The organism is Erwinia papayae, assembly GCF_058241465.1.
Window position 1 is genome coordinate 309,971 of sequence record NZ_JBZCHT010000002.1, and the last position, 24,849, is coordinate 334,819.

Annotated in this window: 24 protein-coding genes; 16 read left to right on the plus strand and 8 right to left on the minus strand. The window is 52.6% G+C overall.

What is annotated here, in order from left to right:
- Positions 1–158: 158 nt before the first annotated feature.
- Positions 159–2,135: a biosynthetic arginine decarboxylase gene (speA, locus tag AC3RPL_RS01425; protein WP_490738704.1), complete on the minus strand. Its 1,977-nt coding sequence runs from the start codon at positions 2,133–2,135 to the stop codon at positions 159–161.
- A gap of 646 nt (positions 2,136–2,781) precedes the next feature.
- On the opposite strand from speA, the gene metK reads away from it, so the two are divergent.
- The 8 genes from metK to ruvX all read left to right on the plus strand — a co-directional run bounded on the left by metK (position 2,782) and on the right by ruvX (position 10,084).
- On the plus strand, positions 2,782–3,933 hold the full coding sequence (metK, locus tag AC3RPL_RS01430) for a methionine adenosyltransferase (RefSeq protein WP_490738705.1): 1,152 nt from the start codon (positions 2,782–2,784) through the stop codon (positions 3,931–3,933).
- A 414-nt stretch (positions 3,934–4,347) separates the two neighbouring features.
- The gene (locus AC3RPL_RS01435; RefSeq protein WP_261640962.1) at positions 4,348–5,745 is read left to right on the plus strand and encodes a sugar porter family MFS transporter; all 1,398 of its coding nucleotides are present in this window, start codon (positions 4,348–4,350) and stop codon (positions 5,743–5,745) included.
- A 69-nt stretch (positions 5,746–5,814) separates the two neighbouring features.
- Positions 5,815–6,330, plus strand: coding sequence for a SprT family zinc-dependent metalloprotease (locus AC3RPL_RS01440; protein WP_490738824.1), 516 nt, complete (start codon positions 5,815–5,817; stop codon positions 6,328–6,330).
- A gap of 114 nt (positions 6,331–6,444) precedes the next feature.
- A complete protein-coding gene (gene endA, locus AC3RPL_RS01445) occupies positions 6,445–7,158 on the plus strand; it encodes a deoxyribonuclease I (RefSeq protein WP_490738706.1) in 714 nt (237 codons plus the stop codon).
- 75 nt (positions 7,159–7,233) lie between these two features.
- The gene (gene rsmE, locus AC3RPL_RS01450; protein ID WP_490738707.1) at positions 7,234–7,965 is read left to right on the plus strand and encodes a 16S rRNA (uracil(1498)-N(3))-methyltransferase; all 732 of its coding nucleotides are present in this window, start codon (positions 7,234–7,236) and stop codon (positions 7,963–7,965) included.
- Between the two features lie 102 nt (positions 7,966–8,067).
- Complete coding sequence (gene gshB / locus AC3RPL_RS01455) at positions 8,068–9,012, plus strand: glutathione synthase (RefSeq protein WP_490738708.1); 945 nt, start codon at positions 8,068–8,070, stop codon at positions 9,010–9,012.
- Positions 9,013–9,104: 92 nt separating this feature from the next.
- Positions 9,105–9,668, plus strand: coding sequence for a YqgE/AlgH family protein (locus tag AC3RPL_RS01460; RefSeq protein WP_490738709.1), 564 nt, complete (start codon positions 9,105–9,107; stop codon positions 9,666–9,668).
- Positions 9,668–10,084, plus strand: a complete 417-nt coding sequence (gene ruvX / locus AC3RPL_RS01465; RefSeq protein WP_200871643.1) for a Holliday junction resolvase RuvX — start codon at positions 9,668–9,670, stop codon at positions 10,082–10,084. Before AC3RPL_RS01460 ends, ruvX begins: the two co-directional genes overlap by 1 nt.
- Positions 10,085–10,101: 17 nt before the next feature.
- Here the strand turns inward: ruvX and AC3RPL_RS01470 are convergent, their stop codons facing one another.
- On the minus strand, positions 10,102–11,097 hold the full coding sequence (locus tag AC3RPL_RS01470) for a type IV pilus twitching motility protein PilT (protein WP_490738710.1): 996 nt from the start codon (positions 11,095–11,097) through the stop codon (positions 10,102–10,104).
- 15 nt (positions 11,098–11,112) lie between these two features.
- On the opposite strand from AC3RPL_RS01470, the gene AC3RPL_RS01475 reads away from it, so the two are divergent.
- The 4 genes from AC3RPL_RS01475 to hemW are packed head-to-tail and all read left to right on the plus strand — an operon-like array spanning position 11,113 to position 14,136.
- A complete protein-coding gene (locus AC3RPL_RS01475) occupies positions 11,113–11,820 on the plus strand; it encodes a YggS family pyridoxal phosphate-dependent enzyme (RefSeq protein ID WP_490738825.1) in 708 nt (235 codons plus the stop codon).
- A gap of 8 nt (positions 11,821–11,828) precedes the next feature.
- Positions 11,829–12,380: a YggT family protein gene (locus tag AC3RPL_RS01480; RefSeq protein WP_261640969.1), complete on the plus strand. Its 552-nt coding sequence runs from the start codon at positions 11,829–11,831 to the stop codon at positions 12,378–12,380.
- Between the two features lie 30 nt (positions 12,381–12,410).
- On the plus strand, positions 12,411–13,004 hold the full coding sequence (locus tag AC3RPL_RS01485; RefSeq protein WP_367166821.1) for an XTP/dITP diphosphatase: 594 nt from the start codon (positions 12,411–12,413) through the stop codon (positions 13,002–13,004).
- Positions 12,997–14,136, plus strand: a complete 1,140-nt coding sequence (gene hemW / locus AC3RPL_RS01490) for a radical SAM family heme chaperone HemW (protein WP_034940138.1) — start codon at positions 12,997–12,999, stop codon at positions 14,134–14,136. The genes AC3RPL_RS01485 and hemW overlap by 8 nt, the downstream gene beginning before the upstream one ends.
- 483 nt (positions 14,137–14,619) lie before the next feature.
- Here the strand turns inward: hemW and AC3RPL_RS01495 are convergent, their stop codons facing one another.
- From AC3RPL_RS01495 to trmB, 3 genes are all read right to left on the minus strand, one after another.
- On the minus strand, positions 14,620–15,348 hold the full coding sequence (locus AC3RPL_RS01495; protein WP_490738711.1) for a YggN family protein: 729 nt from the start codon (positions 15,346–15,348) through the stop codon (positions 14,620–14,622).
- A 352-nt stretch (positions 15,349–15,700) separates the two neighbouring features.
- Positions 15,701–16,027, minus strand: coding sequence for a YggL family protein (locus AC3RPL_RS01500; RefSeq protein ID WP_034940143.1), 327 nt, complete (start codon positions 16,025–16,027; stop codon positions 15,701–15,703).
- A complete protein-coding gene (gene trmB, locus AC3RPL_RS01505; protein ID WP_490738712.1) occupies positions 16,027–16,746 on the minus strand; it encodes a tRNA (guanosine(46)-N7)-methyltransferase TrmB in 720 nt (239 codons plus the stop codon). Before trmB ends, AC3RPL_RS01500 begins: the two co-directional genes overlap by 1 nt.
- 150 nt (positions 16,747–16,896) lie before the next feature.
- On the opposite strand from trmB, the gene mutY reads away from it, so the two are divergent.
- Genes mutY through mltC form a run of 3 tightly spaced genes read left to right on the plus strand, consistent with a single transcriptional unit; the run spans position 16,897 to position 19,391 of the window.
- A complete protein-coding gene (mutY, locus tag AC3RPL_RS01510; protein WP_490738713.1) occupies positions 16,897–17,988 on the plus strand; it encodes an A/G-specific adenine glycosylase in 1,092 nt (363 codons plus the stop codon).
- Positions 17,988–18,260: an oxidative damage protection protein gene (locus AC3RPL_RS01515; protein WP_490738714.1), complete on the plus strand. Its 273-nt coding sequence runs from the start codon at positions 17,988–17,990 to the stop codon at positions 18,258–18,260. The genes mutY and AC3RPL_RS01515 overlap by 1 nt, the downstream gene beginning before the upstream one ends.
- Before the next feature lie 51 nt (positions 18,261–18,311).
- Positions 18,312–19,391: a membrane-bound lytic murein transglycosylase MltC gene (gene mltC, locus AC3RPL_RS01520; protein ID WP_034940152.1), complete on the plus strand. Its 1,080-nt coding sequence runs from the start codon at positions 18,312–18,314 to the stop codon at positions 19,389–19,391.
- Positions 19,392–19,459: 68 nt separating this feature from the next.
- Here mltC and AC3RPL_RS01525 read toward each other — a convergent pair whose 3' ends face one another.
- Together AC3RPL_RS01525 and AC3RPL_RS01530 are read right to left on the minus strand one after the other, a co-directional pair.
- Positions 19,460–20,287: a phosphoenolpyruvate hydrolase family protein gene (locus AC3RPL_RS01525; RefSeq protein ID WP_490738715.1), complete on the minus strand. Its 828-nt coding sequence runs from the start codon at positions 20,285–20,287 to the stop codon at positions 19,460–19,462.
- Between the two features lie 2 nt (positions 20,288–20,289).
- A complete protein-coding gene (locus AC3RPL_RS01530) occupies positions 20,290–21,510 on the minus strand; it encodes a Tm-1-like ATP-binding domain-containing protein (RefSeq protein ID WP_490738716.1) in 1,221 nt (406 codons plus the stop codon).
- 305 nt (positions 21,511–21,815) lie between these two features.
- Here AC3RPL_RS01530 and AC3RPL_RS01535 point away from each other — a divergent pair, with 305 nt between their 5' ends.
- Complete coding sequence (locus AC3RPL_RS01535) at positions 21,816–22,427, plus strand: TetR/AcrR family transcriptional regulator (RefSeq protein ID WP_490738826.1); 612 nt, start codon at positions 21,816–21,818, stop codon at positions 22,425–22,427.
- Positions 22,428–22,465: 38 nt separating this feature from the next.
- On the opposite strand, the gene AC3RPL_RS01540 is transcribed toward AC3RPL_RS01535, so the two are convergent.
- Positions 22,466–24,607, minus strand: coding sequence for an ornithine decarboxylase (locus AC3RPL_RS01540; protein ID WP_490738717.1), 2,142 nt, complete (start codon positions 24,605–24,607; stop codon positions 22,466–22,468).
- Positions 24,608–24,849 lie beyond the last annotated feature (242 nt).

A 24,849-nucleotide genomic window follows, 5' to 3' on the forward strand; every position in this document is an offset into this window, starting at 1 on the left:
AGCCTGATGCCGGCTGTACGATTAAAAAAAATCCCCGCCGCGTCGTTAAGCCCGACGAGGAAGGGATAGGATTGTGGACTGCCTTAAACTGTTTCAGCATCGGGCGAGGTGACTAATAAACAGAGATGAGTCTCGCCCGACGCTGACGGTGCGGTCGACTATTCATCTTCCAGATAGGTATAGCCATACAGGCCCGATTCAAACTCCGCCATAAACTGCGCACGAAGATCCTCGTCGAGATCGCTCTGTTTGACCTGATTGCGGAAATGCGTCAGCAGCTCTTTCGGATCAAGCTGGACATATTCCAGCATGTCGGCAACGGTATCGCCTTCATCAGAGAGCTGAACTTCCACATTGCCATCAGCAAAAGCAAAGACATCAACCGCTTCCGTGTCGCCAAACAGATTGTGCATATTACCCAGAATTTCCTGGTATGCCCCCACCATAAAGAAACCTAACATCGGGGGATTATCCACATCGTACTGCGGCATCGGCATAGTGGTCGCAATGCCATCGCCGTCCACATAGTGATCGATGGTGCCGTCAGAATCACAGGTAATATCCAGCAGCACCGCCCGACGCTCCGGCGATTTGTTCAGACCTTCAAGCGGCAGAACCGGGAACAGCTGATCGATGCCCCATGCATCAGGCATTGACTGGAAGAGCGAGAAGTTGACGTAAATTTTATCCGCCATACGTTCCTGCAATTCGTCAATAATTGGCCGGTGGGCACGGTTACTTGGATCAAGGTGCTGTTGAATATAGTGGCAAATGCTCAGGTAGAGCTGTTCGGCCCACGCACGCTGCGTCAAATCGTAGGTTCCCTGCGAATAACCGGTGTGGATATCGAAAAGGTCCATCTGACTGTCGTGCAGCCATTCCCGCAGCGAGCGACGGTTGTTCGGCTGATGCATCTCCTGCCAGGTATCCCACATGCTGACAATCGGGCGCGGGGAGTCCTCAGACGGGGCTACCGGCGTGCTGAATTCATTCCGCTCAACCCCGATAATGTTGGAAACCAGCACGGTGTGATGCGCGGTAACTGCCCGACCCGACTCGGTGATCACCGTCGGATGCGGCAGATTGTGTTCATCACAGGCATCACCAATGGCCCAGATAACGTTATTGGCGTATTCGTTCAGACCGTAATTTACCGAGCAGTCTGACTGTGAACGTGTACCTTCGTAGTCAACACCCAGCCCGCCGCCCACGTCAAAGCACTGAATATTGACGCCCAGTTTAGCCAGCTCAACATAAAAGCGCGCCGATTCGCGCACCCCGGTGGCGATGTCGCGAATGTTTGCCATTTGCGAACCAAGATGAAAATGCAGCAATTGCAGACTTTCCATACGTCCGGCATCGCGCATGATATCCACCAGCTGCAATACCTGCGATGCTGACAGACCAAATTTCGATTTTTCACCGCCGCTGGACTGCCATTTACCGGAGCCTTGCGAAGCGAGACGTGCACGGATCCCCAGTCGCGGGATGACGTTCAGCCGCTCGGCTTCTTCCAGCACCAGCTTCACTTCGGTCATTTTTTCCAGCACCAGATAGACCTTATGGCCCATCTTCTCGCCAATTAACGCCAGACGAATGTACTCACGGTCTTTGTAGCCGTTACAGACAATAACAGACCGGGTCATACCGGCATGGGCCAGCACCGCCATCAGTTCCGCTTTCGAGCCGGCTTCCAGCCCCAGAGGTTCACCGGAATTAATCAGCGATTCAATCACGCGCTTGTGCTGATTAACCTTAATCGGGTAAACCAGAAAGTAGTCGCCGCGATAACCGTATGATTCACGGGCACGTCTGAACGCAGCATTAATGGAACGCAGGCGATGTTGCAGGATTTGTGGGAAGCAAAAGAGTGCAGGCAACCGCTGCCCCTCAGCTTCGCGCTCTTTAACCAGCCTGGCGAGATCGACACGCGCTTCCGGCACATCAGGATCGGGGCAGACGCTGATATGACCCAGTTCATTGACGTCATAATAGTTATTACCCCACCAGGCGATATTGTAGGTGCGCAGCATTTTACTGGCATCCCGATCGCTCATGGCCACCTCCTGCATGGAGCGGAGTCCCCCCTGTTCGCCTGCTGACGAACTTTTGATTGTCTTGATGTCGTCAGACATTGCGAGCCTCAACTTTCAATGATGTGGAACAGTCGACTACTATTGCAGGGAAAAACTGTAACAACAAGCCAACAGCACGGCTAAAATTCAGCAGAATAAACTGAAAGGCGGCGTTAAACAGTTTCAGAAGTATAACATCAAACACGTCGCACTCCGGATAACGGCTCAGAGAACCAGTAGCTAATTGCTCTCAGATGATATGAACAGCCTGAAAGCGTCCGTAGCGAAGAGTTTCGCCGCTACAGGTGTCGGGAAAATGAATCACCGCAGCATAGTACTGGCAAAGTTCGCTTAAAAAGAAGGTATTTCACGGAGAAAGCCACCGGGAGTAAAGCAGCAGAGCCTTATACAGTTGGTCTGATGGTATTGCAAAATCAAATCGTGCGTACCCGCGCCGTTGCCAGCAAAATTTGCCGCTTTTACCGGGGAAAGAAACATGCTTTCAATAAAAAAATACTGGCAATCCGCCAGGCGACTACCCTAAAATAGCCGTCCAGATGTTAATCCATCTAAACTGGTTAACTTCCAGGCGTCTTAAGTTATCTACTGTTGATGGCTTTGCCTGAGGGGGCGCTGAAAACAGTCACCCGTTTCTGTCTGAGCGCTGTGTAGTCGATTTCAACCCGTTTCAGTAAGGTAAAGAATAATGGCCAAACACCTGTTTACTTCCGAGTCCGTCTCAGAAGGACATCCTGATAAAATCGCCGACCAGATTTCCGATGCCGTGCTCGACGCCATTCTTGAGCAGGATCCAAAAGCCCGTGTCGCCTGCGAAACCTATGTCAAAACTGGCATGGTGCTGGTCGGTGGCGAAATTACCACCAGCGCATGGGTCGATATTGAAGAGATCACCCGCAATACCGTGCGTGAAATCGGGTATGTCCATTCCGATATGGGCTTTGATGCCAACTCCTGTGCCGTACTGAATGCAATTGGTAAACAGTCCCCGGATATCAATCAGGGTGTTGATCGCGACGATCCTCTCGAACAGGGCGCGGGCGATCAGGGCCTGATGTTTGGCTATGCCACCAACGAAACCGACGTGCTGATGCCAGCGCCGGTGACCTATGCCCACCGTCTGGTACAGCGTCAGTCAGAAGTGCGTAAAAATGGTACGCTGCCGTGGCTGCGCCCGGATGCCAAAAGCCAGATCACCTTTCAGTATGACGACGGCAAAATTGTCGGTATCGACGCGGTAGTGCTGTCCACTCAGCACGCAGAGGATATTTCTCAGAAAGATTTGCAGGAAGCGGTGATGGAAGAAATCATCAAACCGGTTCTGCCCGCAGAGTGGATTAACGCCGGCACCAAATATCACATCAACCCAACGGGTCGCTTTGTTATCGGTGGTCCGATGGGGGATTGTGGTCTGACCGGTCGCAAGATTATCGTTGATACTTATGGCGGTATGGCGCGTCACGGCGGCGGGGCTTTCTCGGGTAAAGATCCATCGAAAGTTGACCGTTCAGCCGCTTATGCTGCCCGCTACGTCGCGAAGAATATTGTGGCGGCCGGTCTGGCCGACCGCTGTGAAATTCAGGTTTCCTACGCCATCGGCGTAGCCGAACCGACGTCAATCATGGTGGAAACCTTCGGTACGGAAAAAGTGCCCACCGAGCAACTGACCCTGCTGGTGCGTGAATTCTTTGACCTGCGTCCCTACGGACTGATCCAGATGCTGGATCTGCTGCACCCCATTTACCGTGAAACTGCGGCTTACGGTCACTTTGGTCGCGAACACTTCCCGTGGGAAAAAACCGACAAAGCCGCATCGCTTCGTGAGGCTGCCGGTCTGTAACCGTCTTCATTTCGCTTCTCAAGGGCACCTTTCTGGTGCCCTTTTTGTTGTCCGCAAAAGCGGCTTGCGTGTAACTGAAGCCCTTATTAAATCGCGGTATCACTCAATAATGTTAACGATTACAGTAAGAAACATTTTATTTCTCTGATAATTAAGAATTTCCAACCTTAACAGCTATCATCAGAATGCGCTATTTTCAGCGCTGTCTGATAGAGAGACACCAGAAAAGCAAGAGAAACTATTTAGTGCTATGACTAACTGGTTATAAAGCGTAAGCGCGTGTGAAAATTCCATTTTCAAGAAAGATCCTGTGTGTAACCGATTACACCATTGTGATCTACAGCACAGTCTTACCTTCCGGGGTTTTCTAACATTCATAACAACAATAAGCAGTACCACTAATATGGAGGCTTCATGCCTGTTAATAAGAAATCAAGCAGAACATCGAATAAGGCCATGACCTTTTTCGTCTGCTTCCTTGCCGCTCTGGCCGGACTGTTGTTTGGCCTGGATATCGGCGTGATTGCAGGGGCATTACCTTTTATTGCGAAAGACTTTAATGTCACCGCTCATCAGCAGGAGTGGATTGTCAGCTCAATGATGTTTGGTGCGGCCGTCGGCGCGATTGGCAGCGGCTGGATGTCTTCACGGCTTGGGCGTAAAAAGAGCCTGATGATCGGTGCTGTGCTGTTTGTCATCGGTTCGTTATGGTCGGCGCTCTCTCCGAACCCGGAAATGCTGATCCTCGCCCGTATTCTGCTGGGCCTGGCGGTTGGCGTGGCATCTTACACGGCACCTCTGTACCTTTCAGAAATTGCGCCTGAAAAAATTCGCGGCAGCATGATTTCGCTCTACCAGTTAATGATCACCATCGGCATCCTCGGTGCTTATCTCTCTGACACCGCTTTCAGCTTTACCGGTGAGTGGCGCTGGATGCTGGGCGTGATCACCATTCCTGCGATCCTTCTTCTGGTGGGCGTTTTCTTCCTGCCTAACAGCCCTCGCTGGCTGGCGGCGAAAGGCGACTTCCGTACCGCACAGCGGGTTCTGGATCGGCTGCGTGATACCAGCGAACAGGCAAAACGCGAACTGGATGAAATTCGTGAAAGCCTGAAGATCAAACAGTCCGGCTGGAGCCTGTTTAAAGACAACAGCAATTTCCGTCGTGCGGTATACCTGGGCATCCTTTTGCAGGTGATGCAGCAGTTCACCGGCATGAATGTGATCATGTACTACGCGCCAAAAATTTTCGAAATTGCCGGTTTCACTAATACCACCGAACAGATGTGGGGAACGGTAATTGTTGGTCTGATCAACGTGCTGGCGACCTTTATTGCTATCGGCCTGGTAGACCGCTGGGGACGTAAACCTACGCTAATTCTGGGCTTCCTGGTGATGGCGCTTGGCATGGGGATTCTGGGAACCATGTTGCACATGGGCATCCACTCAGCTGGCGCACAGTACTTTGCCGTCGCCATGCTGCTGATGTTCATTGTCGGCTTCGCGATGAGTGCGGGTCCGTTAATTTGGGTACTCTGTTCTGAAATTCAGCCGCTGAAAGGCCGCGACTTCGGCATCACTGTTTCCACAGCAACCAACTGGATTGCTAACATGATTGTCGGCGCGACCTTCCTGACGATGCTGAACTCCCTGGGCAATGCCAACACCTTCTGGGTCTACGCGGCGCTGAACCTGTTCTTCATCGTGCTGACGGTTTGCCTGATCCCGGAAACCAAAAACGTTTCTCTGGAACATATTGAACGTAACCTGTTAAGCGGCAAAAGGCTGCGCGATATTGGTCAACGAGACTAAGCATTACTGGCTGGGGAAACCCGGCCAGATTCATTGTATTCCCGCCCACCGCATCGTATTCTCTGCCTGATGAAACCTTTACGACTCCCGATAGCCCTGCAACAGGCAGTGATGCGCTCACTGCGTGAAAAACTGCATACTGCAAACCAGCGCCTGGCGCGCGATAACCCCGAACCCAAACTGGTTTATCAGCAGCGAGGAACAACCGCAGGCACGGCCTGGCTACAGCAGTGGGAAATCCGCCTCAATCCGGTCTTGCTGATGGAAAATCAGCAGGCTTTTATCGATGAAGTGGTGCCACATGAGCTGGCTCATCTGCTGGTGTGGAAGCATTTTGGTCGTGTCGCACCGCACGGGAAAGAGTGGAAATGGATGATGGAAAACGTTCTGGGCGTCGCAGCGCAACGCACTCATCAGTTTGAGATAAGTTCGGTAAGTCGTCGTTCTTTTCCTTATCGTTGTGGTTGCCAGCAGCATCAGCTGACCATCAGACGTCATAATCGGGTGGTGCGCGGCGAGAGCGAATACCGCTGTGTGCACTGTGGTGAACGCCTGTTCGCCGGGAATTTCCCAACGCAGGAATAATGAAAACCCTGACCAAAAAAAGCACGCTGCCCTCTGATTTGTTGCAGCTCATTTCATGTCTTCGCCAACATCTGTTACTCTCGCATCCCCGCACAAATGACAGATATTTGAACTATGTTTCGTAAAATAATCAGCCTGTTCGCTTTCTCGCTACTGTTGCCCGCTTCATTTTCTAATGCCCTCACCACAGGCAATTTTCACCAGAACAGCTTTGCTCAGGCGAAGGCGTATGCGGCTGAAATCAATGCCGATGCACCGGGCACCTTCTATTGCGGCTGTAAAATAAGCTGGAAAGGAAAAAAAGGCGTACCGGACCTCGCCTCATGCGGCTATCAGGTAAGAAAAAACAGCAACCGTGCCAACCGCATCGAGTGGGAACACGTGGTCCCGGCCTGGACGTTTGGTCATCAGCGTCAGTGCTGGCAACAGGGCGGCAGAAAGGCCTGTGCTAAAGACGCGGGCTACCGTCAGATTGAATCCGACCTGCACAATCTTCAGCCTGCCATCGGTGAAGTGAACGGTGACCGTGGCAACTTTATGTATAACCAGTGGAACGGTGGCGAACGGCAGTACGGCCAGTGTGAAATGAAGATCGATTTTAAAAACCAACAGGCAGAGCCACCTGCACGAGCCAGAGGCGCGATTGCCCGTACCTGGTTTTATATGCGCGACCGCTACCAAATCAGTATGTCCCGCCAGCAGACACAGTTGATGACCGCGTGGGATAAGCAATATCCGGTCAGCGCATGGGAGTGCGAACGTGACACGCGCATTGCCCGTGTTCAGGGCAACCATAATCCCTATATACAGCAGGCTTGCCAGCGGTAAAATCACTGTCCTAAACTGAATATCAACTTTTGGCCATGCCAGCGTGGGTGGCCAGTTACTTTTATCAGGATCCTCATGCGCATACCCCGCATCTTTCATCCCGAGCCACTGACCGTCGGCAGTGAAATTGCGCTTAGCGAAGACGCCACAAATCACGTGGGTCGCGTTCTGCGGATGACCGCCAGACAGCCTCTGGAATTGTTTGATGGCAGTAATCTGACTTTTGCTGCCGAAATTGTGCAGGCAGACAAAAAAAACGTCCGCGCTTTCATTACAGAAAGCCGTAGCGACAACCGTGAATCCCCATTGCACCTGCATTTAGGTCAGGTTATGTCTCGCGGTGAGAAAATGGAGTTCACTATTCAGAAGGCTGTCGAACTGGGGGTAAACACCATTACCCCCTTGTTTTCTGAACGCTGTGGCGTAAAGCTGGATGAAGAGAGACTGGCAAAAAAAATTCAGCAGTGGCAAAAAATTGTCATAGCCGCCTGCGAACAGTGCGGCAGAAACAGCATTCCCCTGGTACGCACCGCAATGACGCTTGCAGCATGGTGTGCTGAAGAAGAGTCCGGTTTGAAACTGAATCTGCACCCGAGAGCCAGTCAGAGCATTAATACGCTCCCACAGCCGGTTGAGCGTGTGCGATTATTGATTGGTCCTGAAGGCGGTCTGACTGCCGACGAAATCAGCATGACGTCTGAGTTTGGTTTTACCGATATTTTACTGGGCCCGCGCGTATTAAGAACCGAAACCACCGCGCTAACCGCTATTACCGCATTGCAGGTTCGCTTCGGCGATTTAGGCTAAGCCAGAAATGAGCAAACCGAAAAGCGTCACAGCCGGTCTGAAATTGCAGAACTCATCCTGCGTTAACGGCAGCAATCTCAGACAGCACACTGGAGAAACAGAATGATAAAGCTTGGCATTGTGATGGACCCGATTAACTCCATCAATATCAAAAAAGACAGCAGCTTCGCCATGCTTCTGGAAGCACAGCGTCGGGGTTATGAAATTCATTACATGGAAATGCAGGATCTCTATCTGCGGGGTGGTGAAGCCCGTGCACACACCCGCCCGCTGAGAGTGCAGCAGAATCCGGAAAAATGGTTTGAATTTGGTAGTGAGCAGGATATTGCTCTGGCCGAGCTCAACGTGGTGCTGATGCGAAAGGATCCGCCTTTTGACACTGAGTTTATCTACGCTACCTATATTCTTGAACGTGCCGAAGAGAAAGGAACGTTGATCGTTAACAAACCGCAAAGCCTGCGTGACTGTAATGAGAAACTGTTTACCGCCTGGTTTGCTGAACTGACTCCGGACACGCTGGTCACCCGCAGCGCAGCGCAGATTCGGGCCTTCTGGCAGGAGCACGGGGATATTATCCTTAAACCTCTCGACGGCATGGGTGGCGCTTCAATTTTCCGTATCGGCAAAGAAGATCCGAATCTGTCGGTAATTATTGAGACCCTGACCGAACACGGCAGCTTTTACTGCATGGCACAAAACTATCTGCCGGCGATCAAAGACGGCGATAAGCGAGTGCTGGTGGTGGACGGCGAACCGGTGCCTTACTGCCTGGCGCGTATTCCCAAATCGGGGGAAACCCGTGGCAACCTGGCTGCAGGTGGCCGTGGTGAGGCCCGTCCATTGAGTGACAGCGACTGGGAAATTGCCCGGCGCGTTGGCCCAACGCTGAAAGCGAAAGGGTTGATTTTTGTTGGTCTGGACATCATTGGCGATAAGCTGACTGAAATTAACGTTACCAGCCCGACCTGCATTCGGGAGATTGAAGCGGCATTCCCGGTTTCCATCACCGCTATGCTGATGGATGCCATCGAAACACGTCTTGCCTGAGATGCTGAACGGGGCCGTAAGGTCCCGCTTACAGCTCTCCATTCAGGCTTTCATCTGATATTAAGCGGTTAACACGGAAACAGAATCTTGATATGAATTTACAGCATCATTTTTTGATTGCCATGCCAACGCTACAGGACCCGCTATTTAAACGCTCGGTGGTTTATATCTGTGAGCATAACGAAGACGGCGCCATAGGACTGATTGTCAACAAGCCAATGGAAAATCTGAACGTGGATGGCATCCTGAAAAAATTAAAGATTGCACCGACGCCGCGCGATCCGGAAAACAAACTGGATAAACCGGTTTTTGCCGGTGGGCCGCTGGCGGAAGATCGTGGCTTTATCCTGCATTCAGCCCAGAGCACCTTTGCTTCCAGCATCCGGGTTTCTGATAACACGGTAATCACCACCTCGCGTGATGTACTGGAAACGCTCGGCACACCGAAGCAGCCTGAGAACGTCCTTGTTGCCCTTGGCTACTGCGCATGGGAGAAAGATCAGCTGGAAAATGAACTGCTGGAAAATGCCTGGCTGACCACGCCGGCCAACAGCAATATTCTGTTTAAAACACCGATTGCCGAGCGCTGGCGAGAAGCAGCAAAAAGCATTGGCGTCGATATTCACAGTATCACCAGCGATGCAGGACATGCCTGATGAGTCATATGACGCTGTTAGCCTTTGACTATGGCACCAAAAGTATTGGCGTGGCGATTGGTCAGCAGCTGACCGGCACCGCCCGCCCACTGGCGGCGCTGAAAGCACAGGATGGCATCCCCGACTGGAATAAAATTGAGGCGCTGTTAAAAGAGTGGCAGCCAGACCGTGTGGTCGTCGGGTTACCGCTGAATATGGACGGAAGCGAACAACCGCTAACCGCACGGGCACGTAAGTTCGCCAACCGTCTGCACGGACGTTTTGGCGTACAGATATCCCTGCACGATGAGCGTTTAAGCACGGTGGAAGCGCGTGCCGACCTTTTCTCCCGTGGTGGTTTTCGCGCACTGAACAAAGGCAGCGTTGACTCTCTTTCGGCCGTGGTTATTCTGGAAAGCTGGTTCGAAAACACCTGACCTTAAGCTGCTCTATGCTAAGCCACCAGCCCTGACTTTCTCCTTTCGGCAAGACTCTGTTCAAAGGATTGCATTCCGAATGGTAATCCCGTCTGGAGCACGCCAGCCAGCTGATGCGTTTTACCTTCACGGATTAAACTGGCCACGGCTGGCGTATTCACCAGGATTTCAAACAGCGCCACCCTGCCTGATTTGATCCCCGGCACCAACCGCTGAGCAATTACCGCCTTCAGGCTGCCAGCCAGCTGCGTGCGGATCAGGTTCTTCTCCGCACCGGGAAACACGTCCACCAGCCGCTCAACCGCCTGTGCTGCGCCCCTGGTGTGCAGCGTCGCCAGCACCAGGTGCCCGGTTTCTGCGGCAGTGAGCGCCTGCTGGATGGTATCGATATCCCGCAACTCTCCCAACAGGATCACATCAGGATCTTCGCGCAACGACGCCCGCAACCCCTCACTGAACGAGCGGCAGTGCAGACCAATCTCCCGTTGCTGAACCAGTGAGCGCTCGCTGTGGTAAATAAATTCGATGGGATCTTCCAGCGAAAGAATATGCTTTTCCTGCTGCTGGTTGATTGCCCCTGCCAGCGCGGCCAGCGTGGTGGACTTACCACTGCCTGTTGCTCCCGTCACCAGTACCAGACCATCGTGCAGTTGTAGCAACTGGCTCACCACCGCAGGTAGCCGGAGCTGTTCAGGTTGAGGACAGTGGCGGCTGATAACACGCAGCGCCAGAGAAAGCCCCAGCCGCTGACGAAACAGATTCGCCCGCAGCCGTATACCACCGGGAAACGTCAGGGCAAAATCAATCTGCCCATCCAGGGCAAACTGCTTATGCTGCACGGTATCCAGCCAGCACTCCACAGCGTTTGACAGCATCTCATCACTGACCGGCGGCGTATCGGGAATTTTCTGCAATCGCCCATCAAGCCGCCAGAATGGCACATGGCCACTGCAAAGGTGCAGATCCCCCGCGTTATGCTTTACACTAAGGGCCACTATGTCCTCAATATCCATAATTTTTCCCTGACTATGACCTCGATTGAGCACAACTTACAGCAAGTCCGCGACAGAATCCTCGCGGCAGCAAAGCTTTGCGGCCGCGATCCGGCAGAAATTACGCTGCTTGCAGTGAGCAAAACAAAACCTGCGAGCGCAGTCGCAGAAGCAGCGCTTGCCGGGCAGTGCTGCTTTGGCGAAAACTACGTACAGGAAGGCGTTGATAAAATTGCGCAGCTCAAAAACCACAGGCTGGTCTGGCACTTTATTGGCCCATTGCAATCCAATAAGACCAGGTTGGTTGCTGAGCATTTTGACTGGTGTCATACCGTCGACAGAGTGAAAATTGCCACCCGGCTCAGTGAACAGCGGCCTGACGATGCCACACCACTTAACGTGCTGATTCAGGTAAACATCAGTGACGAACAGAGCAAATCTGGCATTATGCTGGAGGCATTACCTGAACTGGCAAAAGAGATTGACCGATTGCCGCATTTAACGCTGCGTGGGCTGATGGCTATCCCCGCGCCTGAGACAGACTATCAGCGTCAACTGACAATCTGTCAGCAGATGGCCGATGCGTTCAGCGAACTGAAAAAAGTCTTTCCGTCCGTTGATACGCTGTCTTTGGGGATGAGCGATGACATGGAAGCCGCGATTGCAGCAGGCAGTACAATGGTGCGAATAGGCACCGCTATTTTTGGTGCCCGAGATTACGGCACCACTCACAACAATTATTGAGGGAACCCATGCTGACGTTGACCTTTCTCGTTTCAACGGTAATTAACCTGTATGTAAAAGTGCTGCTGCTGCGCATCTGGATGCAGTGGGCAAGATGTGATTTCTACAATCCCTTTTCACAATTTGTGGTTAAGGTTACCCAGCCGGTGGTCAAGCCGCTACGCCGGGTCATTCCTTCCATTGGCCCGCTGGACACCGCCTCGCTTTTACTGGCTTATGTACTGAGCGTACTGCTGTTTACGGTAATGTTCGCCCTGCAAAGCCAGGTGATGATTTTTGACCCGGTCTTCCTCTATTTCGGACTGGTATCATTGGTGAAAGCGGCCGGGGTGCTGGTGTTCTGGGCCATCATTGTCCGCTCACTGCTGAGCTGGGTAAGTCAGGGGCGCAACCCGGTAGACTATGTGCTGATCCAACTGACTGAACCTCTGATGGCCCCCATCCGCCGGATCATCCCGGCAATGGGTGGCATCGATTTCTCCGCAATGGCGGTGATTCTGATCCTCTATATGCTGAACTATCTTGGAATGGACTTTATTCCTGGCTGGTCACAGCTGTAATTCTGTCGCTGTAAAGAGTGCAAACCTGATATGCAAAAAGTTGTGCTTGCCACCGGTAATACCGGCAAAGTGCGTGAACTGGCTGATTTACTCACCTCCTTTGGTTTCGACATTGTTGCCCAAAGCAGCCTCGGCGTGGAATCTGCCGAAGAAACCGGTCTGACTTTTATCGAAAACGCGATCCTCAAAGCGCGCCATGCGTCAGCAGTCACCGGCCTACCGGCGATTGCTGATGATTCCGGACTGGCAGTGGATGCGCTGGCTGGCGCGCCAGGCATATACTCCGCGCGCTATGCCGGAGAAGATGCCAGCGATCGGCAGAATCTTGAAAAACTGTTGCAGGCGCTGGCTGCCGTTCCCGATGGTCAGCGTCAGGCAGAGTTTCACTGCGTGCTGGTTTTTCTCCGCCATGCGAATGACCCGACACCACTGGTGTGCCACGGTAGCTGGCGGGGAGAAATTGCCCGCACTGCCGCGGGTGAAGGCGGATTTGGCTACGATCCGATTTTTTACCTTCAGGAACTGGGCAAAACCGCCGCCGAACTGAGCAAAGATGAAAAACGCGCCATTTCCCATCGCGGCAAAGCGCTGGCACTGCTGCTGGATGCAATGAGTCATGCATAATCTGCCGCCACTGAGCCTGTATATCCATATCCCCTGGTGCGTACAAAAATGCCCTTACTGCGATTTCAATTCGCACGCACTGAAGGGAGAAGTGCCGCATGAAGAGTATGTACAGCACCTGCTGGCGGATCTGGATGCAGACCTTCCTTTGACCTCGGGTCGCACCGTAAGCACGATTTTTATCGGTGGCGGAACGCCAAGCCTGCTGAGCAGTGAAGCAATGCAGGGGTTACTGGATGGGGTTCGATCGCGCCTGCCACTATCGCCGCAGGCAGAGATCACCATGGAAGCCAATCCGGGCACCGTTGAAGCCGATCGTTTCAGTGCTTATCAGCGCGCCGGGATTAATCGCATCTCGATTGGCGTACAGAGTTTCAGTGAGCCAAAGCTGCTGCGGCTCGGGCGCATCCACGGCCCGGATGAGGCAAAACGTGCAGCGAATCTGGCAAAGGGGCTGGGGCTTCGTAGCTTTAACCTGGATCTGATGCATGGGCTGCCCGACCAGTCGCTGGAAGAAGCGCTTGACGATCTGCGCCAGGCCATTGCGCTGGAGCCTCCCCATCTTTCCTGGTATCAGTTGACCATCGAGCCAAACACTCTGTTTGCCTCGCGACCTCCGTTGCTGCCGGACGATGATGCGCTGTGGGATATTTTCGAGCAGGGACACCAGTTGCTGACGGCTGCGGGCTACCAGCAATATGAAACTTCAGCCTATGCCCGACCGGGATATCGTTGCGAACATAACCTCAACTACTGGCGTTTTGGCGACTATCTGGGTATCGGCTGTGGCGCGCATGGCAAGCTCACCCAGCCCGATGGCCGGATTATCCGTACCAGTAAAACCCGCCATCCACGGGGCTTTATGGCGGGAAACTATCTTGACCGTCAGTATCAGGTGGCTGATAACGAAAAACCCTTCGAATTTTTTATGAACCGTTTTCGGCTGCTGGAAGCCGCTCCCAGGGAAGAATTCCGACGTTACACAGGTTCAGACGAGAGTGTCATCCGTCAACAGCTGGATGAGGCACTAAGCAAAGGCTTCCTGACGGAAACAGCAGAAAACTGGCAGGTGACGGAGAAGGGAAAACTGTTTCTCAATTCACTCCTTGAGCTGTTCCTGGCGGAAGAATAGTGCGGCGGTCAGAAGGCCAGGTTGATTGTCTGGCAGGCTTACAGGGCCGGGCGCAAACTAACATTTTTTAAGCAAACTTCTGACGGTAAAGAAATATAATTATTGTCTTTGCCGCTCTCATAACCGCCTGATCTTTAGAGCCTGGCCCACCAGGCGTTATTGTCGCAGCCCCAGTCTGGACATCAACAGTGCGCAGAAACCGGAACGTACATGGAGTACGTTTTAATGATTAATAAAGCGTGCTGGTGGGAGTATTCGCCATCAGCATATTTTAAGATTATTCTTTAATATTCTATGGCGACAAACTGTCTGTTGAAATGCATGAGTGTGAAACAATGACCAGGCTGCCACCCTTTCCTGTCAGGTGGTGTCAGCCAAATAAAATGATTAACAGTGACCAGTCAGCTCAACTGTTTCAAAAAATCCATCCAGCGCAGTCTGCCAGAAAAAACTTATCTGCCGGTATTCGGGATGAACCTGAAGTCATCCCTGGTGGCTCTGATTTAATCCCGCAAACAATGCCTGGCGCTGTTGTTCCAGCCGGGTGACCCGATTGCATACCTCATGACCAAAGTTCTGGAAATCCTGCTCCTGATTGCTCCATTCGGCCTGAATTGACTGTTGCAAACCGCCCAGATTGCCCATTAATGCCTGAAGAGGATTACCACCGTTACCGGTCTGCTTATTGCTCATTTCATTAAGGCTGTCCTGCACCACGCCACCCATGGTGCTTTGCACCAGCCTCTCGCCATCCTGACGTACCTGCTCAATGGCCTGATGGTGGAATGTCAAACCGTCGCTACGGTGTTCAATGATGCGGTTCATCTGCTGTTTCAGCTGCGTATCCAGACTGACCAGACGCTGGCGTACTTTGCTGTCAGCCCCCAGCTTTTCCACCACCACTTTATCCAGCGCGATGCGGCCTCTTTCAAGACGCTGGCGGCCTCCCTGATCAATCCAGGGCAGATCGCGTCTTAGTGCAGCCTGATACTCTGTCGCTTTCTGACGGGTGGCATTATCCACCGTGACGGGCTGTCCGTTTCGTTGTATATCGCCAGCGGGCGTAATCACCAGATTGCCACTGGCCCCTACCACCTGCACCGCCTGTGGCGAGATCACTATGTCATCCTGGGGTTTAACGCTGCACTGATAATCCGCCTGCGCCGAACCTGCTGCCAGTAACAATGCGCCAACCATCATCGCTTTATGCATTTTGCCATCTCCTGAGAAGAAAAATTATGGCCGGCTTACTGATGCATCATCGTCTTAAAAAGCATCCTGCCGGAATGTCTCTCGTCATACTTTATTGTCGCGCTGAAGTTAAACCGTTCAGCCCATGATAACCTCAGGCAGTTAAAGGGCTGAACGATTGTCATTATTACAAAAACGTCGCAGGGATACTCTCATAGCCTGCCCCGGCAGGCGTTATTGTCGAGCCAGTCCGGACACGGACAATGCGCAGAAACCGGAACCTACACGGAGTACGTGAGGATTTTGAGCATTGACCAGGTTCAAAATGGCACTCCCGATGGGCCAGGCTTTTAAACTCCGCCGCTTTTGGCGCTCAGCCCCACCAGACGTCAAAAAGCTCAGTTACCTGAATATTGTTCAACTGACGATCGGACAACCACTTACGCACCAGCTCCCGGTGCTCTTCAGTACATTTTCCGGTCTGTTGCAGGCAAATCAGCCCTTCCCATTGCAGATAACCGCTGCCGTCAAAAGCCAGGCCATTCGGGTCAATCACCTCGTTAATCAGCGCGTCAAGGGTAGTATCAATCGTCTCTTCGCTGGTTCCCTCAGGAAACGCAAAGCCGATGGAGAAACCCAGTTCCTGGAATTCAGCGATATGCATTTTTTTACGCAAACGACGACTGCGTTGGATAGCCATTATTTAATCCTCTCAAACATCAGATCCCACACACCGTGGCCCAGACGCTGGCCACGTTGCTCAAATTTGGTCAGCGGACGCGATGCCGGTCGCGGCACATAATCCCGCGTTTCCGACTGGTTTTTGTAACCCGCAATATCATTCATTACCGACAGCATATGTTCGGCATACGCCTCCCAGTCGGTTGCCATATGAAATACCCCGCCCAGCTTCAGTTTACGCAGCACCAGCTCGGCAAACGGCAGTTGTACAATACGCCGCTTATTGTGACGCGCTTTATGCCAGGGATCGGGGAAAAACAGCTGCACCATGCGCAGTGAGTTATCCGGAATCATGTGGTTAAGCACGTCCACCGCATCGTGGCACATCACGCGCAGATTCTCCACGCCAGCCTCTTCTGCCGCACTGAGACAGGCACCGACGCCCGGTGAATGCACCTCAATGCCCAGAAAATTCTGCTGCGGATTAGCCTGCGCCATGCTTACCAGCGAGGCTCCCATCCCAAAACCTATCTCCAGCACTACCGGCGCGTCGCGGCCAAAAAGGGTTGGCAGATCAACAGGCTCTGACTGATATTCCACTCCCTTCACCGGCCAGAAATGGTCCAGCGCATGTTGCTGGCCTTTGGTCAGACGGCCCTGACGACGCACAAAGCTACGAATACGGCGTAACGGACGACCGTTTTCATCAAACTCCGGTGAAATGACATCATTCTTCATTTTTTTGCCTGTTGGTCAGCACTATGCGGAAAACGGGCATTATGCAAAGTTACAGCAGTTAAGCAAGCCCCGGAAACTTCCGGTTTACAGCTTAGTTGCTCTGTGCTGGAATCCCAGCCTGATTTTCAATTATCCGGGGTTTTATCTGAAATGATGCAGGCGCAGCAGTTTGCAAGCCAGGTTCTTGACTGGTATCAGCGCTTTGGTCGCAAAAGTCTGCCCTGGCAGCTGGAAAAAACACCCTATAAGGTCTGGCTCTCCGAAGTGATGCTGCAACAGACCCAGGTGGCGACGGTGATCCCCTATTTCGAACGGTTTATGGCCCGTTTCCCCACCATCAGCGATCTGGCTACTGCCCCGCTGGATGAAGTGCTGCATTTGTGGACCGGGCTTGGCTACTATGCCCGTGCCCGCAATTTACACAAAGCCGCCGTGCAGGTAGCAGAGAAACATCAGGGTATCTTTCCCGAAAACTATGACGATGTGGCGGCGCTGCCCGGCGTGGGACGCTCCACCGCCGGGGCCATCCTCTCTCTGTCACTGGGACAACATTTTCCGATCCTCGATGGCAACGTTAAACGGGTGCTGGCACGCTGTTATGCAGTGGCTGGCTGGCCCGGCAGGAAAGAGGTGGAAAAACGCCTGTGGCAGATCAGCGAGCAGGTCACCCCAGCCGCCGGTGTCAGCCAGTTTAATCAGGCGATGATGGACCTGGGGGCGATAGTTTGCACCCGTTCAAAGCCGAAGTGTGGTATTTGTCCGTTAAGCAACGGCTGCATCGCCCATGCCAACAGCAACTGGGCAGAGTACCCTGGAAAAAAACCGAAGCAGACATTGCCGGAACGCACCGGCTGGATGTTGATGATGCAGGATGGTGACAACGTCTGGCTGGAGCAACGTCCCCCTGTCGGCCTGTGGGGCGGCCTGTTTTGCTTTCCACAATTCAGCAATCGGGAGGAACTGGTGCAGTGGCTTGCAACCAGGCATATCGACAGCAAAGCACTGCAACAAGAAGTGGCCTTTCGCCACACCTTCAGCCATTTTCATCTGGACATTGTCCCAATGCACTTACGGCTTGCAGGCGCAGGAGCAGCAATGGATGAAGGTGCAGGTCTCTGGTATAACTTAGCGCAGCCCCCCTCCGTCGGGCTGGCAGCCCCGGTGGAACGCCTGCTAAAACAACTACGGCAGCCGCAACAAAATGCGCTGAATCTGCCTGTGACAGAAGAAGAGGAAGAGTAATGAGCAGAACCATTTTTTGCACGTTCCTGCAACGTGATGCTGAAGGACAGGATTTCCAGTTGTATCCGGGCGAACTGGGAAAACGCATTTATAATGAAATCTCTAAAGAAGCCTGGTCGCAGTGGATGAGCAAACAAACCATGCTGATTAACGAGAAAAAACTCAGCATGATGAACCCGGAAGATCGCAAACAACTGGAACAGGAGATGGTGAAGTTTCTGTTTGAAGGTCACGAGATTCATATTGAAGGTTACACCCCGCCAGAAGAATAATCGTCAGGCCTCCGCGTCGGGGCCCTCTCAATACAGGCGAAGCACGACACAATGAATAAAAAGCTGATTAGTTTACTGGTCATCGCACCCTTGTTGATCTCCTGTTCTGGCAATAAAAAACCCACGTTCAATGAAGACTGGGTCAAGGATACCAACGGATTTGACATTCTGATGGGGCAGTTTGCCCATAATATTGAGAATATCTGGGGCATTAATGAAGTACTGATTGCCGGTCCCAAAGATTACGTTAAATACAGCGATCAGTATTACACTCGCAGCCATATTAACTTCGACGCCGGTACTATCACCATTGAGACTATCGCCGGCACCAACCCCGTTGCCAGTCTGCGCCAGGCCATTATCACCACCCTGCTGATTGGTGACGATCCCGGTAATGTCGATCTCTATTCTGATGCCAACGACATTGAAATCGGCAAAGAGCCGCTACTTTATGGCCAGGTCCTCGACAATACCGGACAACCGATTCGCTGGCAGGGACGTGCAGGCAGCTTTGCTGACTATCTGCTCCAGAACAAACTGCAACGACGTAATTCGGGCCTGCACGTTATCTGGTCGGTTACCATCCCAATGGTGCCAAACCATCTGGATAAACGTGCACACAAGTATCTGCCAATGGTGCGGGAAGCCGCCGCAAAATATGGCGTCGATCAATCGCTAATCCTCGCAATTATGCAGATTGAGTCCAGCTTTAACCCCTACGCCGTCAGCCATGCCGATGCGCTGGGTCTGATGCAGGTGGTGCAGCACACGGCCGGTGTCGATGTCTTCCGTATGAAAGGTAAATGGGGCAAGCCAAGCCGCAGTTATCTGCTCGACCCGGAAAATAATATCGATGCGGGCACGGCCTATCTTTCTCTGTTGCAGGACAGCTATCTGTCAGGAATTGTGAATCCAACCTCACGACGTTATGCGGTGATCACCGCCTACAACGGTGGGGCGGGCAGCGTACTGAGAGTCTTTTCCAGCGACAAGAATCGTGCTTTTGCCACTATCAATAACCTGTCGCCTTCAGAGGTATACCAGACGCTGACCACTAACCACCCATCCGCAGAGTCACGTCGATATCTGTATAAGGTCAGCAGTGCTCAGAAAAGCTACCACCGTTACTGAAGCCAACAAAAAAAGGCGGATCCTGCGATCCGCCTGACGATAACGAGCTTCCCTGGTGAGGGTATGTACTAACGCTTTATATTTTTAAACTGTCTGGTGGTTTCTGTCAGTGCGATCTCGGTGGGTAAACGCTCCATCGAACTTGCACCATAAAAACCGTCGCATTGCGGGCAGTTATCGAGAATATATTGCGCGTCTTCCGGACTGGAAATCGGTCCTCCGTGACACAGCACAATCACATCCTTACGCACTTCCTTTGCCGCCTCTGCCCACTGATTAATAAGCGACACACAATTCGCTAAATTAAGCGCGGTTCCGGCTCCAATTTTTCCGCCGGTGGTCAGCCCCATATGTGGCACGATAATATCAGCGCCAGCCTGCGTCATGGCGACAGCATCGGCAGTACTGAAAACGTAAGGTGTGGTCAGCATATCTTTTGCCGCTGCCATGCGGATCATCTCCACCTCCAGCCCGTATCCCATGCCGGTTTCTTCCAGATTAGCGCGGAAATTACCATCAATCAGGCCAACCGTCGGGAAGTTTTGTACGCCGGAAAACCCCATTGCCTTCAGAGAGTCGAGAAAGGTATCAAACTGACAGAAAGGATCGGTGCCATTGACTCCGGCCAGCACCGGCGTGTTTTTTACCACCGGCAGTACTTCTTTCGCCATCTCCACGACGATGTCATTGGCATTGCCATAGGCGAGCAGTCCGGCCAGTGAACCGCGTCCGGCCATACGATAACGACCGGAATTGTAGATGACGATTAAATCGATACCGCCTGCTTCCTCACATTTAGCGGACAGGCCAGTCCCGGCGCCACCTCCGATGATTGGTTCACGGCGCTCAATCATTCCTTTGAATTTATTCAGTATTTCCGTACGGGTAAAAATCACGTTCAGAACTCCTTCTCTGCAAGCTGACGAAAATGTTGCGCTGCCGCCTGGGCAAACTCAGGGGCATTGATGTGGTAAGGCAGACGGACAATTTTACGCCGTGCGCTCGGTTGTAGCTGTGCTTCCAGGGTGGCGATAAAAGCCTGATTAGCCTCTGGTGACCAGAATGGTTGTCCGGGAGCATCCAGCGCAGAGAAGCCGCCTTCGGGGATAAGAAACACGATATTTCCTTCACAACGATTCAGCTTAGCGGCTATCCACTCCGCCATCTGCACATTCTCTTCCGGCGTGGTGCGCATCAGCGTTACCTGAGGATTATGCTGATAAAACACTCTTCCGGCATATTTCTGCGGCACGCTGGCAGGATCAGCAAAATTCACCATATCAAGAGCGCCACAGGACAAAACAGCGGGGATTCTGTTTTTCTCCATCGCATCAAAACGGGTTTCATCACAGGCCAGCACGCCACCAAAAAGCAAATCGCACACTTCTGTGGTGGTGAGATCCAGTAAGCCATTGAGCATCCTGCTCTCCACCAGCTTCTCCATCGCCCTGCCCCCGCTGCCGGTAGCATGAAACACCACACAATCGTAATGCCTGCTCAGTCTCTCACTGACCATCTGGATGCAGGGCGTGGTAACACCAAACATCGTCAGCCCCAGCGCCGGTTTCTCTTCAATATCGCTCTCCACAGCGAACAACACCGCACCGGCAATCTGATGAGCAGCATTGGCCAGTACCTGGCGAGAGATGCGGTTCAGACCGGAAACATCGGTTACCGAATAGAGCATATTGATATCACTGGCCCCGACATAAGCCGCAACATCCCCGGAGGCCATGGTTGAAACCATGACTTTAGGCACACCGATGGGCAACGCCTGCATGCCAGGTGTAATCAGCGCGGTGCCACAGGAACCACCCAGCCCAATGACCCCAATCAGGTCCGGACGGCGACTGAGAAAAATCTTAAATGCCAGGGCCATTGCCTCAATAGCTTTACCCCGCTCTTCAGAGAACACCGCATCGCGCCCCTGAGGGTGAAAATCAGCAATCATTTCGGGGGGGAAATCTGCCTGGGAAGGCGGGCTAACTAATTGAGTTGACAGGTCAACCGTTAAAACTTCAGCGCCTGTTCTGGCGATGCATTCGCTGAGGTAAAACAGTTCTTTTCCTTTAGTATCCGCGGTCGCAACAGCATAAATATAGCCGGTATCTGTGTTCATAGTCGTAACAACACCCTGTTATCAGACGTAATAAAGACTTGATTAAAATACAATAAAGATGCAAATAACGTCAGGGCAGTTTACAACCCTGAGTTATGAGATAACAGTATCACCTCCATCAATGATAAATCAATTGAATGGAATATGCGTCTCACAGGGATGTTAGCTATGCTAATTGACAACTGTTCTGATGGTCCGACAGTTGAGAGCAGATGCTGTCACCTGTCTGTATTAATTAATTGATTAACATTAAATTTTACCGTTTAAATGAGGTTATTGTGAAGCAAAGGGATCCCGCTGAGGCTATGCCGTTAACCGCCACACGCGCCAAAACACGTCGCTTACTGATTGCAACCGCAATGAAAATGTTCGACAGCGGCGCGTTCCCATCCATCACCGAAGTTGCCACGGAGGCTAAGCTATCCCGTGCAACCGCCTATCGCTATTTTCCTACTCAGAGCGCACTGGTTTCTGCCATTGTGACTGAAACACTCAGTCCGATTAAAAGCTGGCGTCCTACCTGTAAGGAAGCATCAGAGCGCATCGACGAACTGCTGAGTTTCGCCTTTCCGCGAATGCTGGAGCATGAAGGAACACTGCGGGCAGCGCTGCATCTTTCACTGACACAGTGGGCACAGTCACGCTCCTCAGGCCACAACGAAAAAGAACGTCTGGTAAGAGGTAACAGGAAAGCGTTACTGCAACACGTCGTTGAGCCACTGAAAAGTGAGCTGCCACCGGAAATGATGGAACGGGTGATTAAGTCGCTGTCACTGGTGTATGGCTCTGAGATTTTCCTGGTGATGAAGGATATCTGGGGATCGGATAATCAGCAGTTGCAGGACATCGGCAAATGGATAGCCAAAGCGATTGTCCGCCAGGCCAGAGAAGACTGCCGGGAAATGGCAGCCAGTTGAACAGATGCGGGGGACGCGGTTAAGGTCCCCCGGCAACACTACTTAATCATATAGCCAAACAGCCGCTTCACGCCTTCAGCATCCGCCTCCGCGTAAACCCCCTGCAATTCCGGCGAGAAACCTGGCAGCAGGTTAAGCCCCTCTTCCAGCGCGAGAAAATAGCGTTGGACGGCTCCGCCCCAGACTTCTCCCGGCACCACACAGAGCACGCCCGGAGGATAAGGCAGCGCGCCTTCGGCAGCAATCCGCCCCTGCGCTTTGGCAATCGGCACCAGTTCAACGTTGCCACGGATAAACTCCATATTGGCATCCTGCGGGTTCATCACCACTTCAGGCAGGCTCTGCTGACGGAACATCGCTTTTTGCAGATCCTTCACGCCATAGCTGACATAGAGCTGATGCATTTCCAGACAGAGACGGCGTAAGGTATAACCCGCGTAGCGTGCGGCGTTCTTAGGGTAAATGGTGGGCAGTACATTGCTCAGCAACGCATCCTCCTGCATATGTTGCTCAAACTGCGCCAGCTTCGCCACCAGATAGGCCATTTTCTCGCTGCTTTCTGCCGGGGTCAGCAGAAACAGAATCGAGTTCAGATCGCACTTTTCTGGCACCACACCATTCTCACGCAGATAGTTGGCGAGAATGGTTGCCGGTACGCCGAAATCAGCATACTGCCCGCTGGCAGCGTCAATGCCAGGCGTGGTCAGCAGCAGTTTGCAGGGATCGACCAGATACTGGTCCTGCTGGTAACCTGCAAAACCATGCCAGGCCGCATCCGGCTCAAAGCTAAAGTAACGCGGATCGGTAGCAATCACTTCGGTCGGCGTCTCCAGCCAACTTTTGCCATCAACCTGGTCGGGAATAAACGGTTTGATCATCGAGCACTTTTCGAGGATCGCCTTACGTGTGGCAATGCCTAAGGTGACACATTCATGCCATAAACGGCGTCCGGCCTCGCCCTGATGCATCCGGGCATTGACGTCCAGCGCCGCGAACAGCGGATAAAACGGGCTGGTTGACGCATGTAGCATAAAGGCATTATTCAGGCGTTTATGGCTACAAAAACGCTGCTGCCCCCGGATATGGTTATCTTTTTTGTGGATCTGCGAGGTCTGGGAAAAACCCGCCTGCTGCTTATGTACCGACTGGGTAACAAAAATACCGGGATCGTTTTCATTCAGCTCCAGCAGTAGAGGAGAGCAGGCCTGCATCACCGGAATAAACTGCTCATACCCCACCCACGCGGAGTCAAACAGAATGTAGTCACACAGATGGCCGATGCTGTCCAACACCTTACGGGCGTTATAAACCGTGCCGTCATAGGTTCCCAGCTGGATAACCGCCAGCCGAAATGGGCGCGCATCTGCGGCACGTTCCGGTGCCGCCTTTCTGATGAGCTGGCGCACATACTCTTCATCAAAACAGTGCGCATCAATGCCGCCAATAAAGCCAAACGGATTACGTGCTGTTTCCAGATAAACCGGCGTTGCGCCAGCCTGAATCAGCGCGCCGTGATGATTAGACTTATGATTGTTGCGGTCAAACAGCACCAGATCGCCACGCGTCAGCAACGCGTTGGTCACCACCTTATTGGCACTGGAGGTGCCGTTGAGCACAAAATAGGTTTTGTCGGCATTAAACACCTTTGCCGCAAATTTCTGCGCGTGCTTGGCTGAACCTTCGTGAATGAGCAAATCACCCAGTTTGACATCGGCATTACACATATCGGCGCGGAAAATATTCTCACCGAAGAAATCATAAAACTGACGTCCGGCCGGATGTTTTTTAAAGAAAGCCCCGCCCTGATGCCCCGGACAGGCAAAGGTACTGTTATCCATCGCCACATATTTGGTCAGCGTGTTAAAGAACGGTGGCAACAGACCCGCCTGATAAGCGGAAGCTGCCGCTTCAAGACGGATGGCATCATCTGCTGCGCCGGTCAGCAGACCGGTCACCTCAGGCAGATCTTTCGCCTGGTCCGGTGAATCAACGGAGATAAACACCGGCAGATTAAAACCGGTATGTCGCAGCAGCGACAGCATTCCGCTGCGCGAATCCGCCACGGAGACGACCACCGCCGCCACATCAGTAAAATCAGTTTTTTCCAGCGTAATGACCTCACGGCCAGTCTGGAGGTGGATAGCCACGGTGGTGCTGGCTGCAATTTTTAAAGGTGTCATAACACAAATCCTCAGGCGTCAAGGATGAGTGGGTGCCAGAGGCACAGCAATAGGCAAAGGCATTGGCCCTCGCCCGGCGAAAGGTGTCAGGGTGGCTCAGGGCTTGTAAGGTTCAGCCCGCACCAATAGACATCAGTAAAATCAGATTACCCTGCTTTTACTCATAGCCATAAGTCAGGCCAGTGAACGGCTCACCGCATGGTGAGAGATTTTTTCAACAAAAGGCCACAATTGCATCGGCA

Excerpts from the sequence above, each read along its gene's own strand:
- speA (WP_490738704.1), bottom strand. The coding sequence starts at position 2,135 with ATGTCTGACGACATCAAGACAATCAAAAGTTCGTCAGCAGGCGAACAG.
- metK (WP_490738705.1), top strand. The coding sequence starts at position 2,782 with ATGGCCAAACACCTGTTTACTTCCGAGTCCGTCTCAGAAGGACATCCT.
- AC3RPL_RS01435 (WP_261640962.1), top strand. The coding sequence starts at position 4,348 with ATGCCTGTTAATAAGAAATCAAGCAGAACATCGAATAAGGCCATGACC.
- AC3RPL_RS01440 (WP_490738824.1), top strand. The coding sequence starts at position 5,815 with ATGAAACCTTTACGACTCCCGATAGCCCTGCAACAGGCAGTGATGCGC.
- endA (WP_490738706.1), top strand. The coding sequence starts at position 6,445 with ATGTTTCGTAAAATAATCAGCCTGTTCGCTTTCTCGCTACTGTTGCCC.
- rsmE (WP_490738707.1), top strand. The coding sequence starts at position 7,234 with ATGCGCATACCCCGCATCTTTCATCCCGAGCCACTGACCGTCGGCAGT.
- gshB (WP_490738708.1), top strand. The coding sequence starts at position 8,068 with ATGATAAAGCTTGGCATTGTGATGGACCCGATTAACTCCATCAATATC.
- AC3RPL_RS01460 (WP_490738709.1), top strand. The coding sequence starts at position 9,105 with ATGAATTTACAGCATCATTTTTTGATTGCCATGCCAACGCTACAGGAC.
- ruvX (WP_200871643.1), top strand. The coding sequence starts at position 9,668 with ATGAGTCATATGACGCTGTTAGCCTTTGACTATGGCACCAAAAGTATT.
- AC3RPL_RS01470 (WP_490738710.1), bottom strand. The coding sequence starts at position 11,097 with ATGGATATTGAGGACATAGTGGCCCTTAGTGTAAAGCATAACGCGGGG.
- AC3RPL_RS01475 (WP_490738825.1), top strand. The coding sequence starts at position 11,113 with ATGACCTCGATTGAGCACAACTTACAGCAAGTCCGCGACAGAATCCTC.
- AC3RPL_RS01480 (WP_261640969.1), top strand. The coding sequence starts at position 11,829 with ATGCTGACGTTGACCTTTCTCGTTTCAACGGTAATTAACCTGTATGTA.
- AC3RPL_RS01485 (WP_367166821.1), top strand. The coding sequence starts at position 12,411 with ATGCAAAAAGTTGTGCTTGCCACCGGTAATACCGGCAAAGTGCGTGAA.
- hemW (WP_034940138.1), top strand. The coding sequence starts at position 12,997 with ATGCATAATCTGCCGCCACTGAGCCTGTATATCCATATCCCCTGGTGC.
- AC3RPL_RS01495 (WP_490738711.1), bottom strand. The coding sequence starts at position 15,348 with ATGCATAAAGCGATGATGGTTGGCGCATTGTTACTGGCAGCAGGTTCG.
- AC3RPL_RS01500 (WP_034940143.1), bottom strand. The coding sequence starts at position 16,027 with ATGGCTATCCAACGCAGTCGTCGTTTGCGTAAAAAAATGCATATCGCT.
- trmB (WP_490738712.1), bottom strand. The coding sequence starts at position 16,746 with ATGAAGAATGATGTCATTTCACCGGAGTTTGATGAAAACGGTCGTCCG.
- mutY (WP_490738713.1), top strand. The coding sequence starts at position 16,897 with ATGATGCAGGCGCAGCAGTTTGCAAGCCAGGTTCTTGACTGGTATCAG.
- AC3RPL_RS01515 (WP_490738714.1), top strand. The coding sequence starts at position 17,988 with ATGAGCAGAACCATTTTTTGCACGTTCCTGCAACGTGATGCTGAAGGA.
- mltC (WP_034940152.1), top strand. The coding sequence starts at position 18,312 with ATGAATAAAAAGCTGATTAGTTTACTGGTCATCGCACCCTTGTTGATC.
- AC3RPL_RS01530 (WP_490738716.1), bottom strand. The coding sequence starts at position 21,510 with ATGAACACAGATACCGGCTATATTTATGCTGTTGCGACCGCGGATACT.
- AC3RPL_RS01535 (WP_490738826.1), top strand. The coding sequence starts at position 21,816 with ATGCCGTTAACCGCCACACGCGCCAAAACACGTCGCTTACTGATTGCA.
- AC3RPL_RS01540 (WP_490738717.1), bottom strand. The coding sequence starts at position 24,607 with ATGACACCTTTAAAAATTGCAGCCAGCACCACCGTGGCTATCCACCTC.